Source organism: Roseobacter sp. AzwK-3b (assembly GCF_000170875.1).
GTDB classification, from domain to species: domain Bacteria; phylum Pseudomonadota; class Alphaproteobacteria; order Rhodobacterales; family Rhodobacteraceae; genus Roseovarius; species Roseovarius litoreus.
This window is the reverse complement of record NZ_ABCR01000003.1, coordinates 363,810-382,946: the sequence shown is the minus strand read 5'-3', so window position 1 is coordinate 382,946 and position 19,137 is coordinate 363,810. Positions and strand designations below refer to the sequence as shown.

Annotated in this window: 22 protein-coding genes and 1 other RNA gene; 12 read left to right on the top strand and 11 right to left on the bottom strand. The window is 64.0% G+C overall.

Annotated features, from left to right (window positions below; all coding sequences use genetic code 11):
* Positions 1–2: 2 nt before the first annotated feature.
* A complete protein-coding gene (locus RAZWK3B_RS08110) occupies positions 3–1,190 on the top strand; it encodes a beta-barrel domain-containing protein (RefSeq protein WP_007813981.1) in 1,188 nt (395 codons plus the stop codon).
* Between the two features lie 10 nt (positions 1,191–1,200).
* On the opposite strand, the gene dtd is transcribed toward RAZWK3B_RS08110, so the two are convergent.
* A complete protein-coding gene (gene dtd, locus RAZWK3B_RS08105; RefSeq protein WP_007813979.1) occupies positions 1,201–1,638 on the bottom strand; it encodes a D-aminoacyl-tRNA deacylase in 438 nt (145 codons plus the stop codon).
* Between the two features lie 177 nt (positions 1,639–1,815).
* Here dtd and RAZWK3B_RS08100 point away from each other — a divergent pair, with 177 nt between their 5' ends.
* Positions 1,816–2,232 (top strand): Hsp20/alpha crystallin family protein, encoded by a 417-nt coding sequence (locus RAZWK3B_RS08100; RefSeq protein WP_007813977.1) that lies wholly within the window; start codon positions 1,816–1,818, stop codon positions 2,230–2,232.
* A 12-nt stretch (positions 2,233–2,244) separates the two neighbouring features.
* On the opposite strand, the gene RAZWK3B_RS08095 is transcribed toward RAZWK3B_RS08100, so the two are convergent.
* From RAZWK3B_RS08095 to RAZWK3B_RS08065, 7 genes are read right to left on the bottom strand one after another with little or no spacing between them, the layout of a single operon-like run.
* Positions 2,245–2,919 (bottom strand): nitroreductase, encoded by a 675-nt coding sequence (locus RAZWK3B_RS08095; protein WP_007813976.1) that lies wholly within the window; start codon positions 2,917–2,919, stop codon positions 2,245–2,247.
* Positions 2,919–4,037 carry a TFIIB-type zinc finger domain-containing protein gene (locus RAZWK3B_RS08090; RefSeq protein ID WP_007813975.1) on the bottom strand — a complete coding sequence of 373 codons (1,119 nt, stop codon included), beginning with the start codon at positions 4,035–4,037 and terminating at the stop codon, positions 2,919–2,921. Before RAZWK3B_RS08090 ends, RAZWK3B_RS08095 begins: the two co-directional genes overlap by 1 nt.
* An 11-nt stretch (positions 4,038–4,048) precedes the next feature.
* Positions 4,049–4,474 (bottom strand): hypothetical protein, encoded by a 426-nt coding sequence (locus RAZWK3B_RS08085; RefSeq protein WP_007813974.1) that lies wholly within the window; start codon positions 4,472–4,474, stop codon positions 4,049–4,051.
* Positions 4,475–4,495: 21 nt separating this feature from the next.
* On the bottom strand, positions 4,496–5,617 hold the full coding sequence (locus RAZWK3B_RS08080) for an SPFH domain-containing protein (protein ID WP_007813973.1): 1,122 nt from the start codon (positions 5,615–5,617) through the stop codon (positions 4,496–4,498).
* Positions 5,618–5,637: 20 nt separating this feature from the next.
* Complete coding sequence (locus RAZWK3B_RS08075; RefSeq protein ID WP_007813972.1) at positions 5,638–6,597, bottom strand: DUF2927 domain-containing protein; 960 nt, start codon at positions 6,595–6,597, stop codon at positions 5,638–5,640.
* An 8-nt stretch (positions 6,598–6,605) separates the two neighbouring features.
* Positions 6,606–7,805, bottom strand: coding sequence for a toxic anion resistance protein (locus RAZWK3B_RS08070; protein ID WP_007813971.1), 1,200 nt, complete (start codon positions 7,803–7,805; stop codon positions 6,606–6,608).
* A gap of 10 nt (positions 7,806–7,815) precedes the next feature.
* Entirely contained in the window at positions 7,816–8,724 is a 909-nt protein-coding gene (locus RAZWK3B_RS08065) for a 5-bromo-4-chloroindolyl phosphate hydrolysis family protein (RefSeq protein WP_007813970.1), read from the bottom strand.
* 257 nt (positions 8,725–8,981) lie between these two features.
* On the opposite strand from RAZWK3B_RS08065, the gene RAZWK3B_RS08060 reads away from it, so the two are divergent.
* Positions 8,982–10,001: a GlxA family transcriptional regulator gene (locus tag RAZWK3B_RS08060; RefSeq protein ID WP_037295259.1), complete on the top strand. Its 1,020-nt coding sequence runs from the start codon at positions 8,982–8,984 to the stop codon at positions 9,999–10,001.
* Positions 10,002–10,182: 181 nt separating this feature from the next.
* Here RAZWK3B_RS08060 and RAZWK3B_RS08055 read toward each other — a convergent pair whose 3' ends face one another.
* Entirely contained in the window at positions 10,183–10,974 is a 792-nt protein-coding gene (locus RAZWK3B_RS08055) for a pseudouridine synthase (protein ID WP_007813967.1), read from the bottom strand.
* Between the two features lie 63 nt (positions 10,975–11,037).
* On the opposite strand from RAZWK3B_RS08055, the gene RAZWK3B_RS08050 reads away from it, so the two are divergent.
* Complete coding sequence (locus tag RAZWK3B_RS08050; protein WP_007813966.1) at positions 11,038–11,511, top strand: nucleoside deaminase; 474 nt, start codon at positions 11,038–11,040, stop codon at positions 11,509–11,511.
* Positions 11,512–11,527: 16 nt separating this feature from the next.
* Here RAZWK3B_RS08050 and RAZWK3B_RS08045 read toward each other — a convergent pair whose 3' ends face one another.
* Positions 11,528–12,223, bottom strand: a complete 696-nt coding sequence (locus tag RAZWK3B_RS08045) for a metal-dependent hydrolase (RefSeq protein WP_007813965.1) — start codon at positions 12,221–12,223, stop codon at positions 11,528–11,530.
* Positions 12,224–12,281: 58 nt separating this feature from the next.
* Here RAZWK3B_RS08045 and RAZWK3B_RS08040 point away from each other — a divergent pair, with 58 nt between their 5' ends.
* From RAZWK3B_RS08040 to RAZWK3B_RS08015, 7 genes are all read left to right on the top strand, one after another.
* Positions 12,282–12,944, top strand: a complete 663-nt coding sequence (locus tag RAZWK3B_RS08040; protein ID WP_007813963.1) for a ceramidase domain-containing protein — start codon at positions 12,282–12,284, stop codon at positions 12,942–12,944.
* Between the two features lie 33 nt (positions 12,945–12,977).
* Positions 12,978–13,265 carry an Asp-tRNA(Asn)/Glu-tRNA(Gln) amidotransferase subunit GatC gene (gene gatC, locus RAZWK3B_RS08035; RefSeq protein ID WP_007813962.1) on the top strand — a complete coding sequence of 96 codons (288 nt, stop codon included), beginning with the start codon at positions 12,978–12,980 and terminating at the stop codon, positions 13,263–13,265.
* The gene (gatA, locus tag RAZWK3B_RS08030) at positions 13,265–14,746 is read left to right on the top strand and encodes an Asp-tRNA(Asn)/Glu-tRNA(Gln) amidotransferase subunit GatA (protein WP_007813960.1); all 1,482 of its coding nucleotides are present in this window, start codon (positions 13,265–13,267) and stop codon (positions 14,744–14,746) included. The genes gatC and gatA overlap by 1 nt, the downstream gene beginning before the upstream one ends.
* 39 nt (positions 14,747–14,785) lie before the next feature.
* Entirely contained in the window at positions 14,786–15,505 is a 720-nt protein-coding gene (locus tag RAZWK3B_RS08025) for a hypothetical protein (RefSeq protein WP_007813958.1), read from the top strand.
* A gap of 27 nt (positions 15,506–15,532) precedes the next feature.
* A complete protein-coding gene (locus RAZWK3B_RS08020) occupies positions 15,533–16,210 on the top strand; it encodes an N-acetylmuramoyl-L-alanine amidase (protein ID WP_502685144.1) in 678 nt (225 codons plus the stop codon).
* 11 nt (positions 16,211–16,221) lie between these two features.
* Positions 16,222–16,627: RNase P RNA component class A (gene rnpB, locus RAZWK3B_RS20170), an RNA gene on the top strand.
* Positions 16,628–16,745: 118 nt separating this feature from the next.
* A complete protein-coding gene (locus tag RAZWK3B_RS08015; protein WP_007813954.1) occupies positions 16,746–17,255 on the top strand; it encodes a DUF2244 domain-containing protein in 510 nt (169 codons plus the stop codon).
* A 19-nt stretch (positions 17,256–17,274) separates the two neighbouring features.
* Here the strand turns inward: RAZWK3B_RS08015 and RAZWK3B_RS08010 are convergent, their stop codons facing one another.
* Positions 17,275–17,733: a GatB/YqeY domain-containing protein gene (locus RAZWK3B_RS08010; RefSeq protein ID WP_007813952.1), complete on the bottom strand. Its 459-nt coding sequence runs from the start codon at positions 17,731–17,733 to the stop codon at positions 17,275–17,277.
* Positions 17,734–17,920: 187 nt separating this feature from the next.
* Between RAZWK3B_RS08010 and carA the strand changes: the two genes are divergently transcribed.
* Entirely contained in the window at positions 17,921–19,069 is a 1,149-nt protein-coding gene (gene carA / locus RAZWK3B_RS08005; RefSeq protein WP_007813950.1) for a glutamine-hydrolyzing carbamoyl-phosphate synthase small subunit, read from the top strand.
* Positions 19,070–19,137 lie beyond the last annotated feature (68 nt).

The window sequence follows — 19,137 nt, the reverse complement described above, 5'->3', positions numbered from 1 at the left end:
GCATGGCAACGCAAACCACCGATCTCTCCTCGCAATTCGGCGCCCGGCTGCGCGGCTCAAGCCTGACGATATGGCTTTGTGCTGCGAGCTTCCTTCTGGTGCTGATTTGGTCCGCTCTGGCCTCGGTCGATGAGATCGTGCGCGCCGATGGCGAATTCATCTCGTCGTCGCGCCCCCAGATCATCCAGAACCTCGAAGGCGGCATCCTGTCGGAGCTGCTGGTCAACGCGGGCGATATCGTGGAACGCGGCGACGTTCTGGCGCGTCTGCATGGCACGCAGTTCAAATCCTCGGTCGAAGAGCTGCGCGATCAGATCACCGCGCTTGAAATCCGTCGCCTCCGGCTCGAGGCCGAACTGGCCGGTCAGTTCGATTTCACCGTGCCCGAAGAGCTGGCCACTCGCAGCCCGCAAATCGTGGCCTCCGAACGGGTGCTGCTCAATGCCCGTCAGACCGATTTCACCAAGCGCAGCGATGGCGCGCGCAAGATCCTCGCGCAGGCCGCCGAGGAACGCGCGCTGATGGAAAACCTTCTGAAAAAGAACGTCGTCGCCCTGATCGAGGTGACCCGCACCCGCAAGGACCATGCCGACGCCGAAAAGCGCTACGACGAGATCGTGACCCAAACCGAACTTGACCGCGCCGAGGCCTATTCCGACACGCTCAAGGAATTGGCGACCCTGCGGCAGAACCTCAAATCCAGCCTCGATCAATTGAACCGCACCGTGCTGACAAGCCCGATGCGCGGTGTGGTCAATACCGTGGGCGTGACCACCATCGGCGGCGTCGTGCGCCCCGGCGAGCAGATCCTCGAGATCATTCCGCTGGACGAGGAACTCTTTGTGGAAGCCCGTGTCGCGCCTGAAAACATCGCCAATCTGCGCCGTGGCCAAGAGGCGACGATCAAGCTCACGGCTTATGATTTCACCATCTACGGCACGTTGAAAGGCACGGTGGATTTCATCTCGGCGGATACGTTCAAGGATGAAAACGCCCGCGCGCCGGATGGCGACCCGCATTACAAGGTGACCTTGCGCGTCGACACCCAGAACCTGACGCCGCGCCAGTCCGGCATCGAAATTCGCCCCGGCATGCAGGCGCAGGTCGAGTTGCACACCGGCGAAAAGACCGTGCTGCAATACCTGCTCAAACCGCTCTACAAGTCCCGCGAAGCCCTTCGCGAGCCGTGATCGGCCTCTCTCAGCTTTCCATCCAGATCGTCACCGGCCCGTCATTCAGCAGCGCGACTTTCATGTCCGCGCCGAACCGCCCGGTGTCCACCGGCACGCCCTGGGCCTCCAGTGCCTTGGCGAAATACTCGTAAAGCCTGCGGCCCTCCTCGGGCGGGGCGGCGGTGGAAAACCCCGGCCTGTTGCCCCGGCTCGTGTCGGCGGCCAGCGTGAACTGGCTCACCACCAGCGCGCTGCCGCCCATATCGCGCACCGAGAGGTTCATCTTGCCCGCCTCGTCGGTGAAGATCCTCAGCTTGGCGATCTTGGCGGCCAAGTGGTCGGCCTGCGCCTCTTCGTCGCCCTGCATCGCGCAGATCAGGATCAACAGGCCCGGACCCGTCTGGCCTACCACCTCGCCCTCTACGGTGACCGAGGCATGGCTGACACGTTGCAACAGGGCGCGCATGGGCGGTCTCCTTCATGGGGCTTGGATCGGCGGGGCCATCCTTGGGCCAAACACGCCGCGCCCGCAAGCCCCCGGATCTTGATGCCGATCAACGCGCGGCCGCGACATGGGCGCTAGGTCTGACTGCGTCATCACATCGCTGCACATCGCTGCAGATTGCCAGAAGGAGCCTTTCACATGGTTGAGACATCACAGACATCCGGCGCTTGGCCCTCGCTTTACGAGCCGCTGCGCCATCTTGGACAGCGCGTGGCCGATTGGCTGTCGCCCGCCTCCGATGCCTCCGCCGATGACGCGGCCTACCGGATCACGATGGAGCTGCCCGGTGTGTCGGACGAGGATATCGACATCTCCGTGCATGACGGCGTGGTGACCGTCAAAGGCGAAAAGACCCATGAGCGCGAGGAAAAGGGCGACACGTGGTTTTTCTCCGAACGTCAATACGGCGCCTTCAGCCGCACCTTTCGCCTGCCCGCAGATGCCGATGGCGACAAGATCGCGGCGGATCTCAAGGACGGCGTGCTGACGCTCTCGGTGCCCAAGCGCACCGCCTCCGGCGGCGCTGCCCGCAAGATCGCGATCAACCGGAGCTGACGCCCCCGGCGCTCAGCCGCGCAGATCGAGGATATCTTCCAGCCCCGCACGCTCGGTGCGAAAGCCGTTGGCGGGATGATCCGCATCGCCATACCCGAACGAGATCGCACACAGGATCAGCCGCGTCTCGGGCAGGCCAAAATGCGCCCGGATCATCGGCGCATGCGCCGCGACCGAAGCCTGCGCGATCGTGTCCACCCTAAGCGCCCGCGCCGCCAGCATGAAGGCCGTGACGAACCCTCCGGTATCCATCGCGCCGTAAGCCCCAAGTGCGGCCTCTGAATGCACGATCGCCACATGCGGCGCATCGAACAGCGCGAAATTGCGCATCGATTGCGCGGTCCGGGCGTCGCGGTCGTCCCGGGCGATTCCCACCGCCTCGTAAAGCTGATAGCCACAGGTCCGCCGCCGTTCGCCATGGGCGCCGGGATAGCTTTCGGGCCAGGGCAGGTCCGGGGCAGGGGCCTGTGACGCAGCCACCTCCAACAGCGCCTGCCGGAACGCGTCGGTCTGCGCGCCTTGCGTCACCGTGACCTGCCATGGCTGCGCATTGCACCACGACGGCGCGTGCCCCGCCGCCTGCACGATCCGGGCGATCACTTCGCCAGGCACCGGATCGGGCCGGAAGGCGCGGCACGAATACCGTGATGTCATCAGTTCCAGAAGCGTCTCGAACGCATCAGCCATCAAAAAGCCCCCGTATCCAGCACATCGAGATAGAAAAGCCCCCCCGCCACCAGCAGCATCGCCGCCACCAGCAGCGCGATCTTCCACGCCGACCAGGGCCGTTCCCCCTGCACCCGGCCCGTGCGTCCGTTGACAACAAAGCGATAGGTCTCGCCCCGATACTTGTAGGCCGCAAGCCAGACCGGCAGCAGCACATGCTTGAAGGTCACATCCGACACGTCGGTGCGGATCTCGTGGATGCGCTGCCGGTCGCCGCCGATATCGAACCGCACATCGCGGGCGATCGTGGCGTCCATGACGCTGCGCGCCTCGGCAAACCCCTCTTCCAATGTCACCGCATAGCCTTCGGCCCGGAACCCCGCCAGATATTCGGGGTTATACGGCTCCAACCCCGACAGATCCCACGGCTCCAGCGCATCGGTGAACTTCTTGGGCAGACTGCGCGACGCCAGCACCAGCACATCGTCGAAAAACCGCGCCACCCGCCCCGAGGCCGGTCTCCAGCGCACCTTGGCCACGCGCACCTGCTGGTTCTCGCCGTTGCGCACAACCATGCGTGTCTCGTAATAGACCGTGCCGCGCTCGCCGGTATAGGTGGATTTGGTGTCGGCGTCGAAGGTCCAATAGGGCACGTAGATCCCCTGCATCCTCCGCCCCTTGCGCGCATAGGCCTGCAGGCCGTTCGGCGCGAACCACAGGCTGCCCAGCCAATCGGTCATCGCCTTGTGCGCCGCCGCCTCGTCCAGTGCGAAGGGCAACAGCGCCTTGGGCTTGATATGGCGATGCGTGCCGGTATCGGTGACCACGGGCGTGGCGCAGAACGGGCATTCGGCGGCGTGCAGCGTTTCGTCGAACTCGACCTGTGCCGCGCAATTGGGGCAGCTGACGACGCGGGTTACCTCGATCTCCTGTTCCGGCAGATCGGCCCTCAGCGCGCGGTCGAAATCCAGCTCCTCGATGGGGCTGGCCCATGGGCCGGGCTGCGCGATGTCGTCCGCATGGCCGCAATGATCGCAGATCAGCTGCCCGGCCTTGGGGTCATACCGATAATCGGCCCCGCATTGCTCGCAGGGAAAGCGGTGTTCCTGCAGGGGGGCGGTCTGGTCTTGCACGGTCATTCCCTGCGGCCTCAGAGGATCTTGTGAAACAGCGATGGGCTGATCCGCCGCAGCGCGCCATCGCCAAGCGCCGTGTGACGCCAAAGGTTGAAGACGGCATGGATCATCGCCGCCGCCAGCAGCACCAGCAACACCGTCCGCGCTTCGGGACCGGGCAGGGGGCGTCCCATCTGCAGTGCCGCAAGGCTCACCGCTGACCACGCCAGCAACAGGTACAGCCCCCGGCTCATCCAAGGATGGGCCACGCGAAACGCGCCTTCAAGCTTCGGCCCCGGCCCGTTCATCACGCCAAACACCGCCGCCAGCCCCGCCATCGCCGCCGCCGACAGGGCATACCCCCAGTCCAGCAGCGCCACAGCACCCGGACCGGCGGCCAGCACGAACAAGAGCAGCGCGGCGGTGCTCCAATGCAGCACGATGGTCGCGCGGCGTCTCATGGCTGGGTCTCCTTTCGCCCGTCAGGCCTCCGGCGGGGGCGGCGGCAGGATGGTGAAGAGTTGCGCCAGTTCCGGCACATCCTCGGCACGTTTCCAGCCGTCCTGCCCTGCGGTCCAGACATGGGTTTCGCGGCTCAGTTTCTGCTCGCCCGCCATGCGCCCCAGATCGGCCTTGGAATAGGGACCATGCGTCTGACCCTGCTCGGCGATATGCCAGATATGCTCGACCGGCGGAGGCGGGGGCGGCGCTGCGGCGTGCTGTGCTGAACCCGGTGCCGCGCCCCACGGGCCCTGACTGGCAAGGTTCTGCGCCATGGCCATGCCCATGCCCATGCCAAGCCCCGCGCCGATCCCGCCGCCGCCCGACGGGTTCTTGGCCGCCGCCGTCATCGCCTCGGCGGCCGAATACTGCGTGAACCGGCCCAGATCCCCCGCCAAACCCGCCGAGGTGCGCTTGTCCAGCGCCTCCTCCACGGCGGGCGGCAACGAGATGTTCTCAATATAGAATTCCGGAATGCTCAGCCCGTATTCGGCGACGATCTTCGAGATTTCGGTCGCCACCAGCTTGCCCAGATCGCGGGTATTGGCGGCCATGTCGAGAACCGGGATGCCCGACCCGGCGATGATCCGCGAAAAGGATTGCACGATGATGTTGCGGATCTGGAAGCTGATCTCGTCCATGGTGAATTCGCCATCGGTGCCGACGATCTCGGACAGGAAGTGGGCCGGATCGCTGACCTTCACGGCATAGGTGCCGAACGCCCGCAGGCGGGTGGGGCCGAACTCGGGATCGCGCATCATGATCGGGTTCTTGGTGCCCCATTTCAGATCGCCGAACCGGGTGGTGTTGACGAAATAGATCTCGGACTTGAACGGCGACCGGAACCCGTGATCCCAGTGATTGAGCGTCGTCAGGATCGGCATGTTGTTGGTTTCGAGCATATACAGCCCCGGCGTGAACACATCCGCCAGCTGGCCCTCATGGACGAACACCGCCGCCTGACCCTCGCGCACCGTCAGCTTGGCGCCGTATTTGATCTCGTGGCCCTCGCGCTCGAACCGCCAGACCATCGTATCGCGGGTGTTGTCGGTCCAGTGGATCACGTCGATGAACTGGCCGGACAGGAAATCCAGAATACCCATCTTCAAACTCTCCTTTTGGCTCACATCGGCCCGGCTTGCTGGCCCAGAAGGCGGGCGACGATCGGGCGGGCCTGATCCGGGGTCATTCCCGGTGTCAGGGCAGGGTCGTAGAGCAGCTTCAGCAATTTTTCATCATGGCGGGTCAGCAGCGCGAATTCGTCATCGTCATTGAAGATCGAGGGCCGCGCCCGCGGGCTGTCATTGGCCAGCCCCAGCCCCTGCGCCAACTCTTCATGCACGCAGGACCGGCGCATCAGATCGGGATGCTCGGAGCGGATGAAGGCGATTGCCCGCCGGTAGGTGTGATCACTCTCGCTGCCCGAAAACGCGATCACCAGGCAATGGATCGAGCGCGGCAGCGTCCGGAACAGCGTCAGCGTTGCGGCATTGATATCCGGCACGATCTGCCGGATGCGCGCGATGGCCTCATCGCGGTCGCCCTCGGACATGACCAGAACGTGGAAATTGGGGTTGCGCGGCGCCATGGAAATCGGATGCCCGGTGATATCGGCCAGCCGGTCTGCATAGTCGCGCACCATGCGTTCGTCGACGCTGCGCTGCGCCTGGGGCACGCCCGCGCCGAACTCGACGGACATGCGCACGGGCCGGTCCCATTTGCGCAGCCCCACGGCGGTATCGCTCGCCCGGCGGAACCCGGCGTTGCGCTCGTATTCGTCGTAAAACGCGATGCGCTCGAAATTGCGCATCACGTCGGTGTCGGTATAGGGCGTGTCGATGCCCCCTCCATCCGTGCGCAAAAGCCCCTGCGCCAACAGATCGGCCTGCACCGCCGCGTAATAGCGGCTGAGGTTGCGGCTTGCCTCGCTCGGGCCTTGTTGTGGCTCGGGGGCGGCAGGCATCAGCTCCGCAGGGCGCGCCTGCGGTGGCGTGTCCGGCGCCTTGGGTTGCGTCACACAACCCGACAGGGCCAGCACCGCCAGCCCCGCCGTCATCGCCCGCCTGAAGCCCTTGCCGCCCACCTGTGCCCTCAGCCTCTGGGAACCGCGGTGCCGGACGCATCGCCCACCCCGTCGCGCCGCGACCGCGCGGCGGCCAGCGTGTCGCGCAGCTCGGCCTCCATCTTCTTGAGCTCTTCCTCTGCCGCCGCCCGCTTGGCCTTGCCCTCGTCGGCGATCTGCAGGCTTTCCTCGATCGTGCCGATCAGATCGGCATTCGCCTTCTTCACCGCTTCGATATCGAACACGCCGCGCTCCATTTCCTGCCGGATCATCCGGTTGCTCTCGCGCAGGTTGGCGGCATTCGCGGTCAAAAGCTCATTGGTCAGGTCATTGGCAATGCGCACCGCCGCCGCCGCCTCGGCCGAACGCTGGATCGTCACCGCCTGCGCCAGCTGCGTCTCCCACAGCGGCACGGTGTTCACGAGGGTCGAGTTGATCTTGGTCACCAGGCTCTTGTCGTTCTCCTGCACCAGCCGGATCGACGGCAGCGACTGCATCGTGACCTGCCGCGTCAGCTTGAGATCATGCACCCGCCGTTCCAGATCATCCCTCGCCGCGCGCAGATCGCGCAGCTCCTGGGCGCGGATCACCTGATCGTTCTCGGGCGCGGCCGCAACCTCGGCCTCCTTGGCCGGGATCACATGATCGTCCAGCTCCTTCAGCTTCTCTTCGCCCGCCGCGATGTACAGCGCCAGCTCGTCATAGAATTGCAGCGTTTTTTCATACAGCAGATCGAGCGACTTGATGTCCTTCAAAAGCGTATGCTCATGACGCAGCAACTCGTCGGTGATCTTGTCGATCTGTGACTGGACCATCTCGAACTTGGCGGTGAACTTGGCAAAGGGCGCGGCCCGGCCCATCAGTTTCTCCCACCAGCTGCGCTCGCGGCGCACATCCAGCTCACTGACCGAAAAGCCCCGGATCGTGGTGACGATCCCGCGCAGGCTGTCGCCCGCCGGGCCGACATCCTTGTTGCGCACACCGGTCAGCATGGATTGGCTGATTTCCTGCAACTCCGCCTGCGCCGCCGACCCGAACGACACGATCGAGTTGGTGTCGCCCATGTCGATCTCGTCCATGCGCTTGCGAATTTCGCCCGCAACCGCGGTATCCGCCTGTTCCAACGGCACAATGGCGTTGGCCTGTGCCGGCTCCGGCAAAATGGTGCGGCTCACTTCCTCGACCTCGGCCAATGCGGCCTCGGCTTTCTGACGGGTGGTATCTGACATGGCGTTCCCCTTACTCGGTGTCAGGTTGCGGGCGGATGCCCTCACGGTTCAAACGGTCGCGCAGCACCTCGATCTCGATATCCAGATCGCTCCGGTCATCCAGCATCAGCTTTTCGGTGCGCGCGGCGAAATTTCCCTCAAGATCATCCAGCAGCGCGGTGAAATCCGCCTTGGCCCCCTGATCGCGGTTGCGGGCGTAAAGATCGGCGAACTTGGCGGTCGCATCGCGTGCGCCCAGCAAATAGACCGACAGGAATCGCCGCGCCGCCGTCAGGTCCCTCGGGTCTTCCTCGACCGTGCGAAACAGGCGCCGCGCGGTCGCCTGAAACCGCTCGACGCGCGCCTCCAGCGCCCGGTCTCCGGCGCGCTTGATCGCCTCGGACATGGCGGCCAGATGCTTTTCAGCCTCGTCCACGGCGCGCGCCACACGGTCGGTCTGAAACAGGTCCACCCCGTCCATGCCCTTGTCCTTCAGCGGATCGAGCCCAAAGGAAAACGCATGCAGCACCACGCCAAGCCCGCCCAGAATGATCGCCTCGATCAAGCCGCGCCCGGCGATCCCGGCCATCACCAGACCCGCGCCCGTGATCGCCGAGGCCAGCATCTTGCGCGGCACCGCAGGCCGGCGCGCGACCTTGCGCGCCTCATAGGCTTCCTGCGCCAGAATGCCCTCGCGGGTGAGCCACGCCGCCAGCAGCAAAAGCCCCAGCGACGCCAGATACTGCGCCATGACCACCGGTGATGCGGTAAAGGCCTGCCAGATCAGCGGCAAGGGCGCGAGAAACAGCAGGTTGACGCGCCCGCCCGCCTTGGTGCGCCGCGCGCCTTGGTAGCTGCCACGATCCGTGGCCCCAGCTCGATCCTGTGTCGTGCCGGTCTGGCCATCGGGGCTGAATTTTCCGCCATAGCGACGTGCCATCAGCCGCCCCCTGCCACAGCCGTGTAGAGGATCAGAAGCACAAGCACGAAAAAGGCCAGTTTCTGCAAACCGGTATCGGACATCAGACCGCTCACCCCCTAAAGACAGAAACAACTTAGGCGATGCATTCGCAGCTTGCTAGGGGTAAGACTGCAGTATCTGACACCTGTGCCGGTCCTTGCCACCCTGTCGCAAAACCGATCCGGCCCGTTCTGCTTGCATCTTACAGCCGGTCAACTGTGATGCTAAAACACACCATGACGTCACGTTCCTTCGTTCCCAAGGGCGCTGCCAGTTTTCGCGTGGCCTATGACGGACCGCCTCGGGACGTGTATTTCCTGTTGCTCCCGAAACTGACGCTGCTGGCTTTCACCTCGGCGCTCGAACCGCTGCGCGTGGCCAATCAGGTGGCGGGGCGCGAACTGTACCGCTGGTATGTCATGACCGGCGATGGCGGGCCGGTGACATGCTCTTGCGGGGTCAACATCAGCCCTGACAGCGGCCTGACCGATGTGCCGCGCGGTGCCATGGCCTTCGTCTGCGCAGGGATCGAGCCGACCGAAACCACAAGCCCGCGCATCATCCGCTGGATTCGCCGTCAGCACACCTTCGGCGCAAGGCTGGGCGGCATCTGCACCGGCGCCTTCGCTCTGGCCGAGGCAGGGCTTCTCGACAATCGCCGCTTCACCCTGCATTGGGAAAACCAGCCCGCCTTCGTCGAACGGTTTTTCGGGCTTGAGCCCACCGGCGCGCTTTATGAAAACGACCGTGGCCTGATCACCTGCGGCGGCGGGAGTGCGGCGACCGACCTGATGCTCGATCTGATCGAAACCCATCACGGCCCCGATCTGGCGACGATCGTGGCCGACATGTGCCTGCATTTCCGCTCGAACCTGCAGCAGACCAAGCAGAAATCCGCGTATTCCTTCGCCTTGGGAAGCCGCAATCCGCATCTCATCGCAGCCATGCGCCTGATGAGCGAAACCCTCGAGACACCGCTGGAAATGACAATGCTCGCCGGGCAACTCGGCATTTCACGGCGACAGCTTGAACGGCTCTTTGCGGCGCATGTCGGCACGACGCCCGCGCAGTTCTATATCGACCTGCGGATTTCGCGCGCCCATGCACTTTTGAATGAAACCGATCTCAGCGTCGCCGAGATCGCCGCCGCCACCGGCTTCAACAGCGCCTCGCAAATGGCCACGCGGTTCCGCAAACGGTTCGGCATGTCGCCCCGCGCCTACCGCAAAAGCTGGAGCGCGCCGACGGCTGTCTGACGCCGCGGATTTCCGGTCAGGTTTGGTACGAAACGCGTCTTGTTTCGTACCGACCGCACCGCGCGCCCCGTTAATCTGGCCGATTTACCGAGGCCGCACCGACGCGATACCGACGTGATACCGACGTGATGCCGCACCGGGTTTTGCCTGTTAACAAAGGGGTTTGGGGCTGATTCGCGGCTCAGCTCCGCCGCCGCGTCCGTTTCGGTGCCGGCTTGCCGGGTTTCTTCGGCGCCTCTTCGGACGTTTCGCCCAGCTGATCGCGCAGGATCCGTGGCCGGATCTCCTCGACCGCGCCGGGCTTCAGCGTGCCAAGCTGGAACGGCCCATAGGACACCCGGATCAGCCGGTTGACACTCAGCCCCACAGCCTCCATCGCGCGGCGCACCTCGCGGTTGCGCCCTTCGCGGATCCCCACCGTGACCCAGGCGTTGGCGCCTTGTTGGCGGTCCAGCGTCACGATCATCGGCTGGAATTTTTCTCCATCTATAACAAGGCCTTGGCGTAGCGGTGCAAAGGTATCGTCGGTCGGTCTGCCATTGACGCGCACCCGGTAGCGCCGCAGCCATCCGGTCGAGGGCAGCTCCAGCTTGCGCTTGAGCCCGCCATCATTGGTCAGCAGCAACAGCCCTTCGGAATTGATGTCCAGCCGGCCCACACTCATCACGCGCGGCAGGTCCTCGGGCAGCTCGTCAAAGATCGTCGGTCGGCCCTGTTCGTCCTTGTTGGTCGTCACCAGCCCCGTCGGCTTGTGATAGAGCCACAGCCTCTGCGGCTCCGGCGCCCGCAGATCGCGCCCATCCACCGCGATCCGGTCCTTGTCCGTCACATTCAGCGCCGCCCGGTCGATCTTCTTCCCATTGACCGTAACCCGCCCCGCCTCGATCATGCGCTCCGCCTCGCGGCGACTGGCCAGCCCGGCCCGCGCGATCACCTTGGCGATCCGGTCGCCCTTATGCGTGTTCTCTGTCATGGCGCAGGGCTTAGCGCAAAGCCGGGCCTTGCGAAAGCGCCGAGTGCGGGGCAAGACACCTGCATGAGTTTTGCAAGCCATATGGACGCGGCCCTTGCCGCCGCCCGCGCCGCCGCCGCCCGCGGCGAGGTGCCTGTGGGCGCCGTTCTGGTTGATCCAAAGGGTCGGATCGTGGCGCGCGCGGGCAATCGCACCCGCGAACTCAGCGATCCCACCGCCCATGCCGAAATTCTCGTCATCCGCGAAGCGTGCGCCGCGGTGGGCAGCGAACGACTGCCCGGTTACGCGCTTTACGTCACGCTCGAGCCTTGTGCGATGTGCGCCACTGCCATATCCGCAGCCCGTATCGCGCGGCTTTACTATGGCGCGTCCGATCCCAAGTCGGGGGGCGTGGCGCATGGTGCGCGGGTGTTCTCGCACCCGCAATGCCACCATGTCCCCGAGATCTACGATGGCATCGCCGCAGCCGAGGCCGAAGCCCTGCTCAAGGCCTTTTTCCGCGACCGGCGCGACGGCGGCGCGCGCGCCGACCTCTGAGGCCGGGGCAGGTGGGTCAGATCTCGATCGGGGTCATCACCTGCGGCTCGATCACATCGACATCCGGCAGCGCCTTGATGAGCGTCTCGGCGGATTGTTCGAGGATCGGGAAGGTCTTGTAGTGACAGGGAATTACCGTCTTGAAGTCAAAGAAGGTTTTCGCCGCATAGGCCGCACGGCGCATGTCCATCGTGAAATGCCCCCCGGTACAGAGAATGCCGATATCGGGCGCGTGCAGGTCGTTGAAAACCTTCATGTCGGCCATCACATCCGTATCGCCCGAGACATAGATCGTATGCCCTTCACCGGCGATCATGTATCCGCATTCGGTGCCGGGCACATTGGGTCCGCCGGTGCCGCCGCCCATCGAGCTTGAATGCACCGCGTGCACCATCGTCACCATCGCACCACCCAGATCCACCGTGCCGCCCTTGTTGAAGCCCACGGTCTCGATCCCTTCGGTTTCTTCCCAATAGGACATCAAATCGTATTGCCCCACGACCGGCACGCCAAGCTCTTTGGCCAGACGTGGCAGATCGCCCGCATGATCGAAATGCGCATGGGTCAGCAGGATATGGGTGGCCCCTCCGATGGCGGGTTTGTGCTGTTCCGGCTCCAGCATCGGATTGCCCGTCAGCCATGGATCGATCAGAAGAACCAGACCTCCGATCTCGAGCCGGAATGACGCATGTCCAAGCCATGTGATTTTCATGTATCTCTCCCTATCTGTTGCCCTCACACTACCAATCCCGCTGCCGGAGAAAAGCCCCATGGAGTGGACGCGCCACATTGACGGCTATTGCGAACGTCTGGACCCCGGCTACTGGGCCGAGCCGATCAATGCCGTGACCAATGCCGCGTTTTTGCTGGTTGCGCTCATCATGTGGCGCAGGTTGGGCGATGCGTCGCTGCTGCTGGCGCGCGTGCTGGTGGCGATCCTGGCGGCAATCGGGCTTGGGTCGTTCCTGTTTCACACCCATGCGCAGGTCTGGTCGGCGCTGGCCGATGTGCTGCCGATCATGGCGTTCGTGCTGGTCTATATTTATGCCGCGAACCGCGCATTCTGGCGCAAGGGGCGGCTGGCGTCGGTCTTCGGGGTAGGGGTCGCCATCGCGCTGTCGGTGGCGCTGATCCCGGTGCTGGCCGTCATCCCGCTCATCGGCGTGTCGGCCAGCTATCTGCCGCTGCCCTTGCTGATTGCGGGCTATGGTCTGGCCTTGCGGTCGCGGGCGCCGGACACGGCGCGGGGTCTGTTGATCGGCGCGGGGCTGTTGGTGGTCTCGTTGATGTTCCGCAGTCTCGGTCAGGAGGTCTGCGATATCCTGCCCTTCGGCACGCATTTCGGCTGGCATTTGCTCAACGCGGTGATGCTGGGCTGGATGATCGAGGTTTACCGCCGCCATATGCTTGCACCGCCTCTGCCCCGGCGCTAAAGGCTTGGGCGACTGAAAAACGGAGATTGATGCATGTCGATCGACAAGGATACCGCCGCCAAGGTGGCCAAGCTGGCCCGCATCCGCGTGGAAGACGACGCCCTGCCGGCATTGGCGCAGGAGTTCAATGACATCCTGGGCTTCATCGAGCAGTTGAACGAGGTGGATGTGGACGGGATCGAACCGATGACCAGTGTCACGCCGATGCGGCTCAAACGTCGCGAGGACGTGGTGACCGAAGGCGGCATGGCAGGCAGGGTTCTGTCCAACGCGCCCGATGCCCGCGAGGGGTTCTTTGCCGTGCCGAAGGTGGTCGAGTGATGACTGAACTGAACAAACTGACGATTGCCGAAGCCCGCGACGCGCTGCGCAAGGGCGATGTGACCAGCCTCGAATTGACCGAGGCATGTCTGACCGAAATCGAAGGCGCGAGCGCGCTCAACGCCTTTGTGCACGACACCTCGGAGCTGGCGCGCGAACAGGCCGGTGCTGCCGACGCGCGGATCAAGGCCGGCGATGCGCCGTCCCTGTGCGGCATTCCCTTGGGCATCAAGGACCTTTTCTGCACCCGCGGCGTTCCCAGCCAGGCGGCAAGTGGGATCCTCGAAGGGTTCCGCCCGGAATATGAATCCACCGTCACGCAAAACCTGTTCGATGCGGGTGCCGTGATGCTGGGCAAGCTGAACATGGACGAGTTCGCCATGGGCTCGTCCAATGAAACATCGGTCTACGGTAATGCGGTCAACCCCTGGAAAGTGGATGACCGGCAGCTGACCCCGGGCGGCTCGTCCGGAGGGTCGGCCGCTGCGGTGGCCGCCGATCTGTGTCTCGCTGCCACCGGCACCGATACCGGCGGCTCGATCCGCCAGCCTGCAGCCTTCACCGGCATCACCGGGATCAAGCCCACCTATGGGCGGTGTTCGCGGTGGGGCATCGTGGCTTTCGCCTCGTCGCTCGATCAGGCAGGACCGATGACCAAGACGGTGCGCGATTCCGCCATCATGCTGCAGACGATGTGCGGCCATGACCCCAAGGATTCCACCAGCGCCGATATCCCGGTGCCGGATTTCGAAGCCATGCTGACCGGCGACATCAAGGGCAAGGTGATCGGCATTCCTCGCGAATACCGCATGGACGGTATGCCTGCCGAGATCGAAAAGCTTTGGGCCGATGGCAGCGCGATGCTGAAAGATGCCGGGGCCGAGATCCGCGATATCTCTCTGCCGCATACGAAATATGCGTTGCCCGCCTATTACGTGATTGCCCCTGCCGAAGCGTCTTCGAACCTCGCGCGCTATGATGGTGTGCGCTATGGACACCGCGCGCGGCTGGAGCAGTGCGACGGCATTACCGAGATGTACGAGAAAACCCGTGCCGAGGGCTTCGGCGACGAGGTCAAGCGCCGTGTCATGGTCGGCACCTATGTGCTCTCGGCTGGTTTCTACGATGCCTACTACAACCGCGCCCGCAAGGTCCGCACCCTCATCAAGCGCGATTTCGAACAGGTTTTCGATGCGGGCGTCGATGCCATCCTGACACCTGCCACGCCCTCGGCGGCGTTCGGACTGGGCGAAATGGCCAATGCCGATCCGGTGCAGATGTATCTCAACGATGTGTTTACCGTGACCGTGAACCTTGCCGGCTTGCCCGGTATCGCCGTGCCGGCGGGCATCGATGGCAAGGGGCTGCCCCTTGGGCTGCAGCTCATCGGGCGCCCGTGGGAAGAGGGCGATCTGCTGAATACGGCCTATGCGCTCGAACAGGCGGCAGGCTTTGTGGCAAAGCCCGAAAAATGGTGGTAAACCCAACGGCAAAACGTCCTTGATTGCAGGGTAATACAAATGCGTTTCTTTCTGTGTGCAGCGGGTCTTCTGGCGCTGAGCGCCTGTTCCCCGGCAGTCCCTGACAGCGCGGCTGGCGTGGGCTTTGGCGATTACGACGCCTATCAGGCCGAGCAACAGGCGCGAGAGGCCCGGCTTGCGGGCGCGCCGCTGCCATCGCCTATGGCTGTGTCTTCAGAGCCGCTTGATGGCGGGGCACCGCAAACTGGTGATGCATCCGACCTGGTGGCCGAAACGCAGGCCGCCTTGCGCGAACAGGCGTTGAACTCCGGGCAACCTGTGCTTCATGCCGATCCCTCGAACCCACCGCCGCAGACCGTGACAACCGCCACCGGCATGTCGGTCGAGACCAATTTCGACGCGGTCAGCGCCGAACGCTCTATCGAAAGCGACGCAGCGCTGATCGCGCAGAACCGTGCCCGCTACACGGTGGTCGAACCCGAGGCGCTGCCTGCCCGCACCGGCAGCGAGCCGAACATCGTGCAATACGCCCTGTCCAGCACGCATCCCGTGGGCACCCGCGTCTACAGCCGCGTCGGCGTCAACAGTCAGGCCCGGTTCCAGCGCAATTGTGCGGGCTATACCTCGCCCGACAAGGCCCAGATCGACTTCATGTCCAAGGGCGGCCCGCAGCGTGACCGGATGGGCCTTGACCCGGACGGCGATGGCTATGCCTGCGGCTGGGATCCGAGCCCGTTCCGCAAGGCGCTTGGCGGGTAACGGCCCTTGGCTGCCTCCGGGCCGTCGATGATGGAGCACCCTTCGCCCTGTTTCGGGGCGCGCCGGGGAGATGCACAGCCGGATATGATCGTGCTGCATTACACGGCCATGCAGACGGCCGAGGCGGCACTGGAGCGTCTGTGCGATGCCCTGGCCGAGGTGTCGGCCCATTACCTGATCTGCGAGCGTGGCCGTGTCTGGCGTCTGGTCGACGAGGCCGCGCGCGCATGGCACGCCGGGGCAGGGCAGTGGGGGGATGTGACCGATGTCAATTCCCGCTCGATCGGCATCGAACTGGCCAATCCCGGAACGCATCCTTTCCCCGACTCGCAGATGCGCGCGCTCGAAGGGCTGATGCAGGGGATCATGCAGCGTTGGTCGATCGCGCCTGAACGGGTGATCGCTCATTCCGACATGGCACCTACCCGCAAATCCGATCCCGGCCCACGTTTCGACTGGCGCAGGCTGGCGCGCCAGGGTCTCAGCGTCTGGCCACAACCGGGGGCACCTGCTGACGATTTCCTTGGAGCGGCGCGGCAATTCGGTTATGCGCTGCCGCCTGACGGGGACGAGGCCACACTTCTTGGCGCGTTCCGTCAACGGTTCAGGCCATGGGCGTCGGGGGCGCTTGATGACACCGATTGCGCCTTGATCGCCGATCTGGCCGCGCGCTTCCCGGTTGACCGCGCGCCGCACGATGCCTAGATGCAGGATGCGCGGAAGGCTGGATGGCCGCGGGGGTCCGCCCCCGAGGAAAGTCCGGACTCCACAAGACAACGGTGCCGGGTAACGCCCGGCCGGGGAAACCCGAGGGAAAGCGCCACAGAGAACAGACCGCCCCGCAGCTGCGAAAGCGTCTGCACGGGTAAGGGTGAAACGGTGGAGTAAGAGCCCACCGCGGGGCTGGCAACAGCCCCGGCATGGCAAGCCCCACCGGGAGCAATGCCGAATAGGGATCGCGCGCGGGGGTCTGGTCGGGCAACCGATACCGCCCGCAGGGACGTCTTGCCCCAGCGATCCGGGTTGGCAGCTTGAGGTGTCGTGGCAACACGGCGCCCAGACGAATGGTCATCCAAGGGGGCGACCCCTGGACAGAATCCGGCTTACAGGCCTTCCGCGCATGATATTCTCCGATATTTTTCGCCGCTCGAGCCGATGCATGTTCTGCCTGTCGGTGCGTTTGTCGTCTCAGCCTCTTGGCGTCTCTTTTCAATGCCGAAGGCCGCGCTAATATAGCGCCATGCCGTATGAATGGACCTTCGATACCGACACCGCGCGCGCCTCCAGCCTCAAGCTCTGGCCGCATCGCTCGCTGCCCCGCAAGGGGTTCGCGGCGTTTATCCTTGCGACCTTCGTGATGATCACCATCCCGCTCTATCCCTTGCTGGGAACGGTTGTCCTATGGGGTCTTTTGCCTTTTCTGCTGATGGCGGTCGGCGGCATATGGTGGGCGCTCGAGCGCTCATACCGCGACGCCGAGATCACCGAGGAATTGCAGATCGATCCCGAGCAGGTGCATCTGGTGCGCGTCAATCCCGGTGGCCGCGTGCAGGAGTGGGATTGTCAAAGCTACTGGGCCAAGGCGCAGATGCACCCCACGGGCGGGCCTGTCGCACATTATATCACGCTCAAGGGCAAGGGGCGCGAGGTCGAAATCGGGGCGTTTCTGTCCGAGGAGGAACGTAAGGCGCTTTACGCTGAACTGGTGGACGCCCTGAGCATGGCCGCGCGGCCAGATCCCGCGCAGTAGCCCGGCACAGCGCCGTGTCTCATCCCAGTCTGGATTTCACCTTGGGCCCGACTGCGCCGAAATCCATCTGGCCGGCATACTTGTCTTTAAGCCGACCCATGATCTTGCCCATGTCCCGGATCGACGTCGCGCCGGTTTCTGCGATCACGTCATCCACAGCCGTCTCGATTTCTTCCTCGGACAGCTGACGCGGCAGGAATTCCTCGATGATCGCGATTTCGCCCGCCTCACGCTCGGCAAGATCGAGACGCCCGCCCTCTTCGTAGGCCCGCACACTTTCCTGACGCTGCTTGGTCATTTTTGCGAGGATCGCGAGAATATCGGTATCGGTCACACCGGATGCATCATCCGTGCCCCGCCGCGCGATATCCTGATCCTTGATCGCGGCATTGATGAGCCGCAACGTGGTCAGCCGCGCCGTGTCCTTGTCTTTCATCGCCGTCTTGAGGGCCGTGTTGACCCTGTCTCGCAAATCCATGCCGGTCCATCCCGCGCTGTGGTCACAAGTCGCCCACAATATAGAACTCCGTATCCAGAGACAAGGCAGCGTCATGCCGCAAAATACCTTGTTTTGAAGGGGTGCGAGAAGGGCATCTTGTCCCTTGACCCTTGGCGGTCACCCTCATAGGTATACGCCAATTTGCCCAGACCCGGAGACTCACGCCATGGCACATGCGACCCAAGACCGTCCCACCGCCTGTCTTGCTCTGGCCGATGGCACCCTGTTCTACGGCAAGGGCTTTGGCGCCACCGGCGAAACAACGGCCGAGCTGTGCTTCAACACCGCGATGACCGGATATCAGGAGATCATGACAGACCCCTCCTATGCCGGGCAGGTGGTGACCTTCACCTTTCCCCATATCGGCAATGTCGGCGTCAATCCCGAGGATGACGAAACCGCCGATCCCGTGGCCGAAGGCATGGTCGTCAAATGGGATCCGACCGAGCCCAGCAGTTGGCGTGCGACCGAAACACTGGGTGAGTGGCTGACGAAACGCGGGCGCATCGCGATCGGTGGGGTGGATACGCGTCGTCTGACCCGCGCGATCCGCCAGCAGGGCGCGCCGCATGTGGCGCTGGCTCATGACCCCGAGGGAAATTTCGACACCGCGGCACTTGTTGCCAAGGCGCGCGGCTTTGCCGGCCTCGAAGGCATGGACCTCGCGCGCCGCGTGACCTGTGCGCAATCCTACCGTTGGGACGAAATGCGGTGGGCTTGGCCCGATGGTTACACGCGCCAGACCGAGGCCCGGCACAAGGTGGTCGCCGTCGATTACGGTGCCAAGCGCAACATCCTGCGCTGTCTGGCCAGCGTGGGCTGCGAAGTGACCGTTCTGCCCGCGACCGCCACCGCCGAAGAGGTGCTGGCCCATAAACCGGATGGGGTGTTTCTGTCGAACGGCCCGGGCGATCCTGCGGCGACAGGCGCATATGCGGTGCCGATGATTCAAGGTGTTCTCGATGCGGGGTTGCCGGTGTTCGGGATTTGTCTGGGCCATCAGATGCTGGCGCTGGCCCTGGGCGCCAAGACCATCAAGATGAATCACGGACATCACGGAGCGAACCACCCCGTTAAGGATATGGAAACCGGCAAGGTCGAGATTACCTCGATGAATCATGGATTCGCGGTGGACAGCCAGACGCTGCCGAAAGGCATCATGGAAACGCATGTGTCGCTTTTCGATGGGTCCAATTGCGGCATCCGCATGATCGACCGCCCGGTGTTTTCGGTACAGCATCACCCCGAAGCCAGCCCGGGACCGCAAGACAGCTTCTATCTGTTTGAACGCTTCGCGGAGTCGATGGCGGGCTGATCCGGTTCTTGTTTACCCTTCATTAACCTCTGATTTACAAAGCCTTAACCCTTTAAGTTCATGCTGCC

Coding starts and splice junctions, on each gene's coding strand:
- RAZWK3B_RS08110 (WP_007813981.1), top strand. CDS start 3: ATGGCAACGCAAACCACCGATCTCTCCTCGCAATTCGGCGCCCGGCTG.
- dtd (WP_007813979.1), bottom strand. CDS start 1,638: ATGCGCGCCCTGTTGCAACGTGTCAGCCATGCCTCGGTCACCGTAGAG.
- RAZWK3B_RS08100 (WP_007813977.1), top strand. CDS start 1,816: ATGGTTGAGACATCACAGACATCCGGCGCTTGGCCCTCGCTTTACGAG.
- RAZWK3B_RS08095 (WP_007813976.1), bottom strand. CDS start 2,919: ATGGCTGATGCGTTCGAGACGCTTCTGGAACTGATGACATCACGGTAT.
- RAZWK3B_RS08090 (WP_007813975.1), bottom strand. CDS start 4,037: ATGACCGTGCAAGACCAGACCGCCCCCCTGCAGGAACACCGCTTTCCC.
- RAZWK3B_RS08085 (WP_007813974.1), bottom strand. CDS start 4,474: ATGAGACGCCGCGCGACCATCGTGCTGCATTGGAGCACCGCCGCGCTG.
- RAZWK3B_RS08080 (WP_007813973.1), bottom strand. CDS start 5,617: ATGGGTATTCTGGATTTCCTGTCCGGCCAGTTCATCGACGTGATCCAC.
- RAZWK3B_RS08070 (WP_007813971.1), bottom strand. CDS start 7,805: ATGTCAGATACCACCCGTCAGAAAGCCGAGGCCGCATTGGCCGAGGTC.
- RAZWK3B_RS08065 (WP_007813970.1), bottom strand. CDS start 8,724: ATGGCACGTCGCTATGGCGGAAAATTCAGCCCCGATGGCCAGACCGGC.
- RAZWK3B_RS08060 (WP_037295259.1), top strand. CDS start 8,982: ATGACGTCACGTTCCTTCGTTCCCAAGGGCGCTGCCAGTTTTCGCGTG.
- RAZWK3B_RS08055 (WP_007813967.1), bottom strand. CDS start 10,974: ATGACAGAGAACACGCATAAGGGCGACCGGATCGCCAAGGTGATCGCG.
- RAZWK3B_RS08050 (WP_007813966.1), top strand. CDS start 11,038: ATGAGTTTTGCAAGCCATATGGACGCGGCCCTTGCCGCCGCCCGCGCC.
- RAZWK3B_RS08045 (WP_007813965.1), bottom strand. CDS start 12,223: ATGAAAATCACATGGCTTGGACATGCGTCATTCCGGCTCGAGATCGGA.
- RAZWK3B_RS08040 (WP_007813963.1), top strand. CDS start 12,282: ATGGAGTGGACGCGCCACATTGACGGCTATTGCGAACGTCTGGACCCC.
- gatC (WP_007813962.1), top strand. CDS start 12,978: ATGTCGATCGACAAGGATACCGCCGCCAAGGTGGCCAAGCTGGCCCGC.
- gatA (WP_007813960.1), top strand. CDS start 13,265: ATGACTGAACTGAACAAACTGACGATTGCCGAAGCCCGCGACGCGCTG.
- RAZWK3B_RS08025 (WP_007813958.1), top strand. CDS start 14,786: ATGCGTTTCTTTCTGTGTGCAGCGGGTCTTCTGGCGCTGAGCGCCTGT.
- RAZWK3B_RS08020 (WP_502685144.1), top strand. CDS start 15,533: ATGATGGAGCACCCTTCGCCCTGTTTCGGGGCGCGCCGGGGAGATGCA.
- RAZWK3B_RS08015 (WP_007813954.1), top strand. CDS start 16,746: ATGCCGTATGAATGGACCTTCGATACCGACACCGCGCGCGCCTCCAGC.
- RAZWK3B_RS08010 (WP_007813952.1), bottom strand. CDS start 17,733: ATGGATTTGCGAGACAGGGTCAACACGGCCCTCAAGACGGCGATGAAA.
- carA (WP_007813950.1), top strand. CDS start 17,921: ATGGCACATGCGACCCAAGACCGTCCCACCGCCTGTCTTGCTCTGGCC.